The sequence below is a fragment of the Pararhodobacter sp. genome, from assembly GCF_034676075.1.
Taxonomy (GTDB): Bacteria; Pseudomonadota; Alphaproteobacteria; order Rhodobacterales; family Rhodobacteraceae; genus Pararhodobacter.
In genome coordinates, this window is record NZ_JAUCCQ010000035.1 from 20,194 (window position 1) to 32,461 (window position 12,268).

Sequence of the window (12,268 nt, forward strand, 5' to 3'; positions counted from 1 at the left end):
GGAAGGGCAGGGCGGACGCTCAGCCCGCCAGCCGCGCATCCCGTGCCCCGACCATGGCCAGCCGCCGCCAGATGGCGATCCAGCCCGCCGCGCGGCAAACCGGCGGCAGATCGGCGCGCGCCCTCATGCTGCCGCCCCGTCGGTCAGGTCCAGCACCATGTGGAACCGCTCGAATGGCGCGCCATTGGGCAGCGTCATCGGCTCCACCCGGTCGACCCGCCAGCCGCGACGGCCCAGGAACCGGCTGGAATACTCGTTGGCATGGACCGTCAGCCGCGCCAGCCCCAGCGCCTGAGCCCGCGCCAGCAGCCGCTCATAAAGCGCCGCGGCATGGCCCTGGCCCATCGCCTCGGGCAGCACGAAGGCCGTGTCCAGATGTCCGTCCGGCATCAGCGACATATAGCCGGTGAGCTGGCCGTTGAATTCGCTCACCCAGCATTCCTGATCCAGCAGCTTGTCGCGCGTCGCCAGATCGGGCGTCGTGCGCGGCGCCCAGCCGTCGCGCATCTGCTGGTCATAGCGCACCGCCCCCTCGTGCACAGCGCGGCGGAAAACGTGGAAACACGCTTCACGGTCGCTGGGCCGGTAGGAGCGGATGCGGATCATGTCACCTTCGCGCGGGTCTTGAACTCGGGCCGGTCCCAGGCGTTGGTTGCCAGGATCTCGGCCAGGATCTTGACTGCACCTTCGACCTCGGCAAGGCCGATGTAAAGCGGCGTGAAGCCGAAGCGCAGGATGTCGGGCGCCCGGAAATCGCCGATCACGCCCCGGGCGATCAGCGCCTGCATCACTGCATAACCCTCGGGATGGCGGAAACTGACCTGACTGCCGCGCATCGCCGGATCGCGGGGCGTGGCCAGTTCCAGACCGGGGCAGGCGGCCTCCACCCCCTTGATGAAAGCCTCGCACAGTTCGATGGAGCGGGCGCGCAGATCGGCGATCTCCACCCCGTCCCAGACATCCAGCGCCGCATCCAGCGCCGCCAGTTGCAGGACCGGCGGGGTGCCGACGCGCATCCGCTCGATGCCCGCGCCCGGGCGATAGTTCAGGTCGAAGGCAAAGGGCGCTTCGTGCCCCAGCCAGCCGGACAGGGCCGGGCGCGCGACCTCGGCATGGCGGGGCGCGACATAGATGAAGGCCGGGCCGCCGGGGCCGGAATTGAGGTATTTATAGGTGCAGCCGACCGCGAAATCGGCCTTGCCCTCGGCCACCTTCACATCCGTGGCCCCGGCCGAATGCGCCAGATCCCAGACCGCCAGCGCGCCCACCGCATGCGCCTTGGCGGTCAGCGCCGCCATGTCATGCCGCCGCCCGGTGCGGTAATCGACCTCGGTGATCATCAGCACCGCGACGCTTTCGTCGATGGCGTCCAGCACGTCCTCCGGCGCCACGGTCTTCAGGCTGTAATCCGGTCCCAGTGTGCGGCACAGCCCCTCGGCCATATAAAGGTCCGAGGGGAAGTTGCCGGTATCCGACAGGATCACCCGCCGCTTGGGGTTCATCTCCAGGGACGAGGCCAGCGCCTGATAGACCTTGATCGACAGCGTGTCGCCCAGCACCACATGCCCGGCCTCGGCGCCGATCAGCCGGGCGATCCGGTCGCCCAGCCGGGTCGGCAGATCCATCCAGCCGGCCTTGTTCCAGCCGGTGATCAGCATCTGGCCCCATTCATCGACCGCGGCCTGTTGCAGGCGGGCGGGCACGGCGCGGGGCAGCGGCCCCAGCGAGTTGCCGTCCAGATAGATCACCCCTTCGGGCAGGTCGAACAGGGCGCGGGTGGCGGAGAAATCGGTCGGCACGGGACAATCCTCTGGCGCGTTTCACGGGAAGGCTAGACCCAGCCCGGCATAGTTTCAAGTTTAAAATAATGGCGGTTCCGGACGGATCGGTGATTGACAGGCAGGGGCAGGGTCTGGCATGCCTGACGAAGTAATGAATAATGAATAATGAGTAACGCGCAAGACCCACCCGCAGAGGAACGGCAAGAATGAGCGAGATTCGCATCGGCATCGACGTTGGCGGCACCTTCACCGATTTCGCGCTGGCCACGCCCGGGGGCCTGAGCACGCTGAAACTGCCGACCACGCCCCGCGCGCCGGAACGCGCGATCCTCGACGGCGTGCAGCAGATCCTGCGTCAGGCCGGTATCGCGCCCGAAGCCGTCACCGGCATCGTCCACGGCACCACGCTCGCCACCAATGCCATCATCTCGCGGCAGGGCGCCCGCACCGCGCTGGTCACGACCGAGGGCTTCCGCGACGTGCTGGCCATGGGCGACGAGGGGCGTTTCGACCAATACGACATCACCATCATCAAGCCCGAGCCGCTGATCCCCCGCTGGTGGCGCTATGGCGTGCCCGAACGCCTTGCCGCCGACGGCTCGGTGCTGCTGCCGCTCGATGAACAGGCGCTCCATGCCCTCGCCCGCACGCTGCGCGACGAGCGGATCGAAAGCGTCGCGCTCTGCTTCCTGCATGCGCATGTGAACCCGGCCCATGAGCGCCGCGCGCTGGAGATCCTGCAACCCCTGCTGCCGGGCGTACTCTTCAGCCTCTCGTCCGAGGTCTCGCCCGAGATCGGCGAATACGCCCGCTTCTCCACCACCGCCGCCAATGCCTTCGTCCAGCCGCAGGTCGCGACCTATCTCGACCGGCTGGAAACCGGGCTGGCGGCGCTGGGCCTGACCGCGCCGGTCTTCATGTTCCTGTCGAACGGCGGGCTCTGCCACCTCGACATCGCCCGCCGCTTTCCGATCCGGCTGGTCGAATCCGGTCCCGCCGGGGGTGCCGTCTTCGCCGCCGGGCTGGCCCGCGAACTGGGCGAGGAGGCGATCCTCGCTTTCGACATGGGCGGCACCACGGCCAAGATCTGCCTGATCGACAAGGGCGTCCCCCGCCGCAGCCCGTCCTTCGAGATGGCGCGCCAGCACATGCACCGGCAGGGCAGCGGCCTGCCTGCCCGCATCCCGGTCATCGATCTGGTCGAGATCGGCGCGGGCGGCGGCTCGCTCGCCCGCGTCGACGGCCAGCGCCGCCTGCAGGTCGGGCCGGAAAGCGCGGGCTCGGATCCCGGCCCCGCCTGCTACGCCCGGGGCGGCACGCAACCCGCCGTGACCGACGCCAACCTGCAGCTCGGCCGCCTTGCGCCCGGGGATTTCGACGGCTCCGGCATCCTCATCGACCCCGGCCTTGCCACGCAGGCGCTGGAGGCGGGGGTGGGCGCCCCCCTCGGCCTCGACCCGCTCGCCGCCGCCGCCGCCCTGGCCGAGGTGGTCGAGGAGCAGATGGCCGGTGCCGCCCGCGAACACGCCCGCGAAAAGGGCGTCGACCTGCGTCCCCGCCCGATCATCGCCTTCGGTGGCGGTGGTGGCATCCACGCCGCCCGCATCGCCCGCAAACTGGGCGCGACGCGGGTGATCGTGCCGCAGGGCGCGGGCATCGGCTCGGCCATCGGTTTCCTGCAGGCGCAGGCGGTCTATGAACTCTCGCGCAGCGTGGCCATGCCGCTCGCGCGCTTCGACGCCGCGCTCTACAATCGCCTTTATGCCCAGATGGCGGCCGAGGCCGGGGCCTTCGTCACCGCCGCCGCCCCGGGCGCGCAGCAGGTCGCACAGCGCACGCTGTTCCTGCGCTACAAGGGGCAGGGCCAGACCCTGCAGATCCCGGTCGAGGATACCGACCTCAGCGATCAGGACGCCCCCCGCTTGCACGCCCTGTTCCAAAGCCATTACTCCGCCCTCTACAAACGCGCGCTGGACCGCATCCCGGTCGAGATTGTCGCCCTCAGCCTGCGCGTCGCTGCCGAGGGCGCGGCGCCCACCCCCGCCGTCACCGACCGGCTGGAGCGTTCCCTGCCCGACACCGCGCCGCTTTATGATCTGACGACCGGCACCATGGTCCCCGCCCGCCAGATCCTGCGCACCGACCTCGGGCCCCAGCCGCTGAAAGGCCCCGCGCTGATCAAGGACAAGGGCACCACGATCCACGTCCCGCGCGGCTTCGACGCGCGGACCATAGAGGGCGGCCATGTGCTGCTGACCTACACCGGACCGGAGGGCTGACATGAACCCCGCACAGGACGAAATCCGCTTTCAGGTGATCTGGTCCAACCTCATCGCCATTGTCGAGGAACAGGCCCGCACCCTGATGCGCACCGCCTTCACGCCGGTCGTCCGCGACTCGGGCGACCTCAGCGCAGCGTTGTTCGACCGCTCCGGCAACATGCTCGCGCAGGCCCAGACCGGCACGCCCGGCCACGTCAATTCGACCGTCGCCGCCGTGCCGCAGATGCTGGCGGTCCACCCCGCCGATACGCTGGAGGAAGGCGATCACCTGATCACCAACGACCCCTGGATCGCCTCGGGCCATGTCCACGACATCACCGTCACCTCGCCCGTGTTCAAGGACGGGCAGGTCATCGGCTTTTTCGCCTGCACCTGCCACCAGCTCGACATCGGCGGGCGGGGGCAGGGGCCGGACGGCGCCTCGGTCTTTGAGGAGGGGCTGGCGATCCCGGTGATGAAGCTGATGAAGAAGGGCGTCGTGAATGACGACCTGATGGCGATGATCCGCGCCAATGTCCGCACCCCCGATGAGGTGGAGGCCGATATCCTCTCCTACGTCGCCGCCAACGAGGCCAGCGCGCAGGTGCTGGTCGAGGCCGTGGCGCAGCTGGGCCTGATGGATCTGGAGGAGGTCGGCGCCGAGATCCTCGCCCGCTCCCGCGCCGCGATGATCGCGGAAATCCGCAAGCTGCCGAAGACCTCGGCCACCAACACCATCACCTTGGACGCCTTTGGCACGCCGATCTCCATCACCTGCACCCTGACCATCGGCGAGGATGAGGTGCTGCTCGATTTCGCCGGCACCAGCCCCTCGCACCCCAAGGGGATCAACCTCGTCTACAACTACACCAACGCCTATGCGTCCTTCGGCGCACGCTGCATCATCGGCGCTTCGGTTCCCAACAACAGCGGCTCGCTGTCCACCGTCCGCGTCGTGGCGCCTGAGGGTTCGATCCTCAACGTGACCCGCCCCAACCCGGTCAGCGCCCGCCACATCATTGGCCAGTTCCTGCCCGAGGCGGTGCTGGGCTGTCTGGCGCAGATCCTGCCCGAGAGCGTTCCGGCCGAGGGCTCGGCGGGCCTCTGGGGTATCCAGCTCAGGGGCGGGCCCGAGGTCGCCCGGCATTTCCCCGGCGACTGGCAGGGCCCCGCCTGGGAGACGCTGTTCTTCAACGCAGGCGGCGGCGGGGCGCGGCCGATGGCGGACGGGCTGTCCACGACCGCCTTCCCCTCGGGCGTCCGCGCCATGCCGGTCGAGGTGGTCGAAAGCCACGCCCCCATCGTGCTGTGGAAAAAGGAACTGCGCCCCGGCTCGGCGGGCGACGGCACCTTCCGCGGCGGCTACGGGCAAAGCATCGAACTCGCCACCCGCGATGGCAGCCCGGTCGCCCTCTTCGCCATGTTCGACCGCACCACGGTAGAGGCGCAGGGCCGTCAGGGCGGCACGGCCGGGGCCATGGGCGCGCTGGGCCTCGCCTCGGGCGCCGCGTTGCAACCCAAGGGCTTCCAGATCATCGGCCCCGGCGAAAGGCTGTGTTTCGAGGTGCCGGGCGGCGCGGGTTTCGGCGATCCGGCCGGGCGCGACCCGCAGGCGCGGGCGCGTGACCGCCGTTCGGGGCTGGAACCGGGCTGAGGGGCGTTGTCGCGCCCACGCCCGCCCCGTAAGATCGCCCGGCCCTTGACCGCAGGACGCCCAATGAACGCCGGCCCCCCGACCGACCGACCCCGCGTCCTGCGCCGCGAGCGGCTCAGCGATCAGGTCTTCGACTGGGTGCTGGAGTCGATCCGCTCGGGCGATTACGGCCCCGACGACCTGATCACCGAACCCGCCCTTGCCACGGCGCTGGAAACCTCGCGCACGCCGATCCGCGAAGCGCTGTTCCGCCTCGTCGGCAACGGCATCCTGACTGAACGGGGCCGCGGTTATTGCCTGCCGCTGCTCAGCCCGGGGGAGGTCGCGCATATGTTCCACACGCGCCTGCTGGTCGAGGCCGATATCCTGCGCCAGATCCCCGACCGGCCCGATGTGACCGCGCTGAACGCCGCCTCCGAGGCCGAGAAGGCCGCGATCCAGGCCGACCAGCCGCGCGATTTCATCGCCGCCAACACCGCCTTCCGCCGCGCGCTGTTCGACCTCTGCCCGAACCGTTTCCTCACCGAGATCGCCGACCATTGCAACGACCGCCTGCAGGCCTACCGCAGCGTGACCATGGCCGAGGCCGCCACGCGCCAGGCCGTTGCCCAGGACCACGCCGCCGTGGTCGCGGCGCTGGCCAGGGGCGACCGCGAGGGGGCCGCCGCGCGCTACCTCGACACGCTGGGCCGGGCGCAGGCGGCCTATGCGGCGGTTGCCGGGGCTGCCTGACCCTCTGGCCCTGCGCGCGGATTGGCGATAGACCGCCGCCTCCGCGAAAAGGAGGCCCGCAGATGACCGAAGACGCCAATGGATGGGAGGCCTCGGCCGCCGCCTGGATCACCGACATGGGCGAAACGGGCGATTACTCGCGCCAGCATATCCTCGACGCGCCGATGCTCGACCGCGCCCGGCTCAGCGGCGCCCGGAGGGCGCTGGATGTGGGCTGCGGCGAGGGGCGTTTCTGCCGCCTGCTCCGCGCCGAGGGGATCGCGGCCACCGGCATCGACCCCACGCCCAGCCTGCTGGCCCAGGCCCGCGCCCGCGACCCGCAAGGCCGCTACGAACTGGCCAAGGCCGAGGCGCTGCCTTTCCCCGACGCCAGCTTCGATCTGGTGGTCAGCTACCTGACCCTGATCGACATCGCCGATATCGACCTCGCCATCGCCGAGATGACCCGGGTCCTCACCCCCGGCGGCAGGCTGCTGGTGGCGAACCTCAACCCCTTCACCACGGCGGGCGGCTGGGTCGAGGATGCGCAGGGCAACCGGCACATGCAGGTCCACGATTACCTTTCGACACGCGCCGACAGGGTCGGCTGGCGCGGGATCGAGATCGTGAACTGGCACCGGCCGATGCATCGCTACATGCAGGCCTTCCTCGCGCAGGGGCTGCGGCTGGTGCATTTCGACGAACCCGCGCCCCATGGCGGCGACCCCGACCGCGCCCGGCGCTACCGCGATTGTCCGTATTTCCACCTGATGGAATGGGTCCGGGACTGAGGCCCCTCACCCCGACCTGCGGATTTCCGGCGAATGTTTTTCGATATCGGAAGGATCGGCCCCGGCCGTCTTTCCGCCGCTCCCGGCTGCCCTCATGCTGCGGCTAACGCGCTGAAAACCCATGACGGAGAGCTGCCCCGATGAGCCGTGCAATCGACGTGACGAACCCCCGGACCGGGCTCGTCGACACCAGGATCGAGGCCCTGGACCTGCCCGCCCTTGAGGCCAAGGCCGCCCGTCTGCGCGCCGGTCAACGCCGATGGCAGGAGATCGGGCTCGAGGGGCGCAAGACCGCCATGCTGGCGATGTGCGACGCGGTGGACCGCCATTACAATGCCATCGTCGATGCGCTGTCGGTGGATACCGGCCGCTACGGCATGTCGGTGGCCGAGGTCGAGGGGCTGAAAGGCATCACCAGGATGCGCGTCGCCACCGCCGAGGCCGCGCTGGCCGCCGCCACCGGCGCCTCGGGCGACGGCTCGCTCAGCTTCCGCCAGCAATACGTGCCGCAGCAACTGGTCGGCATCATCTCGCCCTGGAACTATCCGCTGATCCTGTCGATGATCGACGCGATCACCGCGCTGCTTGCGGGCTCGGCCGTGCTGGCGAAACCCTCCGAGGTGACGCCCCGCTTCATCGCCCCCTTCATGGCCGCCGTGGCCGAGGTCGAGCACCTGCGCGACGTGCTGGATTACGTGGCGGGCGACGGTGAGACCGGCGGCTGGGTGATCGACGTGACCGACATGGTGGTCTTCACCGGCTCCGTCCCCACCGGCCGCAAGGTGCACGAACGCGCCGCCTCGCAGTTCAAGACCGCGTTTCTGGAACTGGGCGGCAATGACCCGGCCGTGGTGCTGGACAGCGCCGATGCGGACGAGGCCGCCGAGATCGTCGTGCGCGGCGCGATGGAGAATTCCGGGCAGCTCTGCTGCTCGATCGAGCGGGTCTATGCCGGGCGCGAGATCTATCCGACCTTCGTGGACCGCGTCGTCGCCCGCACCAAAGCCATGACGCTGAACACCGAAGGGCTGCAATCGGGGGAACTGGGCCCGGTCATTTTCCGCCGTCAGGCGCAGATCCTGCAGGCGCAGCTCGATGATGCGGTGGCCAAGGGCGCCCGCATCCTGACCGGCGGCAAGCTGATCGAGAAGGACGGCGGCATCTGGTGCGAACCGACCGTGCTGGTCGACGTGACGCAGGACATGGAGATCATGCAGGCCGAAACCTTCGGCCCGATCATCCCCATCGCCCGCTTCGATGAACCCGAGGAGGCGATCCGCCTCGCCAATGACACGGTCTTCGGCCTCTCCGCCACCGTGATCGGCGAGGAAGACGAAGCCGTCGCCGTGGGTGAACGGATCAACGCGGGCGGCGTCTGGATCAACGATTTCGACACGATGGGCGGCGTCGGCGACCGGGCCGAGAAGACGGCTTTCGGCGTCTCGGGTCTGGGCGGCACCCGCTATGGCCACGGCGGTTTCCACCGTTTCCTGCGCAAGAAGGCGCTGATCATCCGCAAGTCCGAGGAGGCCTGAGTCATGAAGGACCGCATCTTTTCCGGCTCCCCGGCCGAGGATTTCGCCGGTTTCGCCAAGGCCGTGATTGACGGCCCGGTGATCCATGTCTCGGGCAGCCTCGGCCCCGATGCCGACGGCAGCTTCCCCGACAGCGTCGAGGCGCAGCTGGAGAACGCGCTTGCCTCCATCGCCAGGGCGCTGGGCCAGGCCGACGCCAGCCTCGCCGATGTGAAGACCGTCCGCGTCTACATCACCGAGCCCGGTTTCGCGAAGGGCGTGGCGCTGGTGCTGAAGAAACACTTCGACGCCGTGCGCCCGACCAACACGCTGCTGGTCTGCCAGCTTCCGGCTCCGGGTGCCAAGGTCGAGATTGAGGTCTCGGCCTCGCGCCGGTAATCTGGGACGGATCGCCAGCACGGGAGGAAGCCGCCCGCCATGACCGGCCAGCGCGACAGTCAATCCGCCGCGAAAAGCCTGTGGCGGCGCGAGTTCGGCGACGACAGCGGCACGCTGGCGGGGGTGTTCCGCAGCCTCGCCGCGCAGCCCGACCGCTATGACACGCTGGCCGATCCCGAGCAGGGCCTCTTCTCGGCCCGGGTCGATCTGGCGCCCGGGGCGGGCAGCGGTTTCTACCGCTTCCTGTCCGTCCGCGATCAGATCTTCTGCGGCATCACCGAATGCACCACCCTCGATGAACGGCACGAGGAAGTCCGCGATGAGGGGCTGATCGAGCTGCATTTCCAGATCGAAGGACCGGTGCGCCTGAGCTGGGACGTGGAAGAAGGCAGCCCGCCCCCGGCGCAAGGCAACGACCATCCGGTGCATGAGGCAACGATGGTGGCGCTGCGCTGCCCGCCCGACCTCAGCTATACCGTCCGCTTTCCGGCGGGCAGCTACCGGCTGCTGGGCATCTACGTCACGCCCGGCATGCTGCGCGACAGTTTCGGGCTGGATTCAAAGGCTGTGGAACGCCTCTTCGCGCCCCTTCCCGGCGAGATCCCGCTGGTCGAGCGCAAGATCAACAGCGCCTTCGTCCGCGCGCTGCAGGCGCTGTGGGACATCCCCTTCGACGGCCCGCGCGACCTGATGCTGGCCTCGGCCAAACTGACCGAGATCATCTGTCTGGTCGCCGACGCGCTGGACGATGGCTCGGACGAGGGCACCCAGAGCTTTTCCCAGCGCGACCTCGCCATGTTCGAGCGCGCGCGCGAGATGCTGGCCACGGATTTCTCCAAGAACTATTCGGCCACCAACCTCGCCAAGGAACTGGGCACCAACGCCACCAAGCTGAAGGCCGGGTTCAAGTTCTTCTACGGCACGACGATTTTCGAGTACCGCAAGAAGTTCCGCATGGATTACGCCCTGACCCTGCTGGAACAGGGCGATCTGTCCATCGCCGAGATCGCCCAGACCGCCGGCTACAAGCGGCAGGCCAGCTTCACCTCGGCTTTCAAGCTGCATTTCGGCGTGCTGCCGTCGAGCGCCAAACACGCCGCGGCCCCGGTGAAAGGCCGCGACGCCTCAGACTGAGGCGAGGATCTGCGCTGCCGCCCGCTCGCCACTGGCCGCCGCGCCGGTCAGCAGCGATTGCGCCAGATAATCGCCGCAGAAGGCCAGCCCGCCCCGCTGCCGCGCCCGGAACTCGGCCACCTTGCGGGCGTAACCGGGGTAGAAGGTCGGCAATTTCCGCTCGATCCATTGCTCCACCCGGTCCTCGCAATCCGCGTGCAGCGTCGGATAAAGCTGCAGCAACCGCTCCTCGATGATCGCATGCAGATTGCCGGTGCGCCCCTCGGCCTTGGCCTGCGCATTCGCCTCGGGCGAGAGCTGCGCGTAAAGCTGCGCGGCCAGCCCCTTTGCCGGATTGGCGGCCGTCTGCTGATAGGTGGCAATCGTCCCCGCCACCTCGCGCGCGAAGAAATTCATCCGCGGCGCCACATCGCCCTTCAGCCGGTAATGCACGATCCCCAGCGAATTGTAGCGCACGCCGTCGAAGAACGCCCGATCCTCGGGGCCCAGATCCGGCATCAGACCGGCGACCAGCGAGCCCTCGACCGCCATCACCACCCGGTCGGCCCGCAGCGTTTCGCTTTCCGTCTCTACCGCGTAACCCGCCCCGGCTTTCGTCACCGCCACGACCCGCGTGTTGCAGCGCAGATCGAGGCCCCGGGCCAGCGCGTTCGGCAGCGTCGCCATGCCCTGCCTGAACACGTAAACCGTGTCCTGCCCGATCAGATGCGGCGTGGTCGAGGCGAAGAAGGCCCCCGAAATCTCCTCCGCATTCCAGGACCGCGTGCCCCGGAACACCGGATCGACCATCCGCGCCAGCACATTCGCCCCGGTCTTCCGCCGCGTGTACTCGGCCAGCGTCATGGCATCCGCGTCCAGCGCGCTCGCCGCATCGTCGGGATCGGTCCGCGCCTTCGCCAGCAGCATCCCGGCGCCGAAACCGATGAACCGCAGCCGTTCGACCAGCGACAGGCCGGGGGTCAGCAGGCTCGCCGGTCCCGGCATCAGCTCGATCCGCCATTCCTCACTGGCGCCGAGGCACTGGGCCGAGAGCTTCCGCACCGGCACCAGTTCCTCGCGCAAGCCCAGCTCATCCAGCAGCGCATTGAAGGGTTTCGAGAACGGATAGACCAGCCGCGCCCCGGCGTTGTAGCGGATGCCCCGCGTCTCGCGGTCGCCGACGCGCCCGCCGGGCACCGCGCCCGCTTCCAGCACAGTGACGGCATGGCCCGCCTTGTGCAGCCGATAGGCGGCGGTCAGCCCGGCGATCCCGGCGCCGATGACGATGATGTCGCTCATGGTTTCAACGCCTCTTCGCCGGTGATCAGTTCAATCAGCGTCGGCCCGTCCTCGGCCAGCGCCGCCGTCAGGGCCGGGCCGAACTCGGTGGTTGCCCGGACCTTCCAGCCCTTCACCCCCATCGCCCCGGCCAATGCGGCGAAGTCGACCGGCGCCAGTGCCGTGCCGCTGCGCCGCCCGAACATCCGGCTTTGCGAGGCGGCGATGGCCCCGTAAAGGCTGTTGTTCACCACGATGGTCAGGATCGGCAGGCGGTACAGCGCCGCCGTCGCCAGTTCCTCGCCCTGCATCAGGAAGCAGCCGTCGCCCGCCACGGCAACCACCCGCCGCCCGGGCTGCGCCGCCTGCACGCCGATGGCGGCGGGCAAGCCATAGCCCATGGCACCGCTCTTCGGCCCCAGCTGTGTGCCGAAGACCTCATGCCCGACATAGCGCTGCGGCCAATGGGCATAGGCCCCGGCGCCGACCGTCAGCATGGCGTCGTCGGGCAGCGCCGCGCGCAGGGCCTTGAACACCGCGTTCAGGTCCAACGGTCCGGGGCAGGGCTTGCCGGTGGTGAAGGCCTCGCGCGCCGCGCGCAGGTCGCGTTGCCACTCGCCGATTTCGCGCCGCTTCGGTCCCCTGGCCCGCAGCCCCGCCACCACATCGCCCGGATGCGCCAGCAGGGCGGTGGTGGTGCGATAGACCGCGTTCAACTCGGCCGGGTCGGGGTGGACATGGTGCACGGCCTGCGCCGGGACGGGGG

The 12,268-nt window shown here is 69.2% G+C and carries 11 protein-coding genes; 7 read left to right on the forward strand and 4 right to left on the reverse strand.

From position 1 onward, the window contains the following. Positions 1-123 precede the first annotated feature (123 nt). Together VDQ18_RS11710 and kynU are read right to left on the reverse strand one after the other, a co-directional pair. Positions 124-606 carry a GNAT family N-acetyltransferase gene (locus tag VDQ18_RS11710; protein WP_323021119.1) on the reverse strand — a complete coding sequence of 161 codons (483 nt, stop codon included), beginning with the start codon at positions 604-606 and terminating at the stop codon, positions 124-126. Continuing rightward, complete coding sequence (gene kynU / locus VDQ18_RS11715; RefSeq protein ID WP_323021120.1) at positions 603-1,799, reverse strand: kynureninase; 1,197 nt, start codon at positions 1,797-1,799, stop codon at positions 603-605. The genes VDQ18_RS11710 and kynU overlap by 4 nt, the downstream gene beginning before the upstream one ends. 188 nt (positions 1,800-1,987) lie before the next feature. On the opposite strand from kynU, the gene VDQ18_RS11720 reads away from it, so the two are divergent. The 7 genes from VDQ18_RS11720 to VDQ18_RS11750 all read left to right on the forward strand — a co-directional run bounded on the left by VDQ18_RS11720 (position 1,988) and on the right by VDQ18_RS11750 (position 10,245). After that, entirely contained in the window at positions 1,988-4,060 is a 2,073-nt protein-coding gene (locus tag VDQ18_RS11720) for a hydantoinase/oxoprolinase family protein (RefSeq protein ID WP_323021121.1), read from the forward strand. Position 4,061: 1 nt separating this feature from the next. Further along, on the forward strand, positions 4,062-5,696 hold the full coding sequence (locus VDQ18_RS11725; protein WP_323021122.1) for a hydantoinase B/oxoprolinase family protein: 1,635 nt from the start codon (positions 4,062-4,064) through the stop codon (positions 5,694-5,696). Positions 5,697-5,759: 63 nt separating this feature from the next. Further along, entirely contained in the window at positions 5,760-6,428 is a 669-nt protein-coding gene (locus tag VDQ18_RS11730; RefSeq protein ID WP_323021123.1) for a GntR family transcriptional regulator, read from the forward strand. A 62-nt stretch (positions 6,429-6,490) separates the two neighbouring features. Then, positions 6,491-7,198, forward strand: coding sequence for a class I SAM-dependent methyltransferase (locus VDQ18_RS11735; protein WP_323021124.1), 708 nt, complete (start codon positions 6,491-6,493; stop codon positions 7,196-7,198). Between the two features lie 140 nt (positions 7,199-7,338). Further along, positions 7,339-8,733: an aldehyde dehydrogenase family protein gene (locus VDQ18_RS11740; protein WP_323021125.1), complete on the forward strand. Its 1,395-nt coding sequence runs from the start codon at positions 7,339-7,341 to the stop codon at positions 8,731-8,733. Positions 8,734-8,736: 3 nt separating this feature from the next. Beyond that, on the forward strand, positions 8,737-9,111 hold the full coding sequence (locus tag VDQ18_RS11745) for a Rid family hydrolase (RefSeq protein WP_323021126.1): 375 nt from the start codon (positions 8,737-8,739) through the stop codon (positions 9,109-9,111). A gap of 39 nt (positions 9,112-9,150) precedes the next feature. Then, positions 9,151-10,245: an AraC family transcriptional regulator gene (locus tag VDQ18_RS11750; protein ID WP_323021127.1), complete on the forward strand. Its 1,095-nt coding sequence runs from the start codon at positions 9,151-9,153 to the stop codon at positions 10,243-10,245. Here the strand turns inward: VDQ18_RS11750 and VDQ18_RS11755 are convergent. Both VDQ18_RS11755 and VDQ18_RS11760 read right to left on the reverse strand, forming a co-directional pair. Continuing rightward, positions 10,237-11,523: a protoporphyrinogen/coproporphyrinogen oxidase gene (locus tag VDQ18_RS11755; RefSeq protein ID WP_323021128.1), complete on the reverse strand. Its 1,287-nt coding sequence runs from the start codon at positions 11,521-11,523 to the stop codon at positions 10,237-10,239. The two genes, VDQ18_RS11750 and VDQ18_RS11755, sit on opposite strands and share 9 nt — an antisense overlap. Beyond that, positions 11,520-12,268, reverse strand: a 749-nt coding sequence (locus VDQ18_RS11760; RefSeq protein ID WP_323021129.1) for a thiamine pyrophosphate-dependent enzyme, incomplete at its 5' end; no start/stop codon positions are given. The genes VDQ18_RS11755 and VDQ18_RS11760, both read right to left, overlap by 4 nt.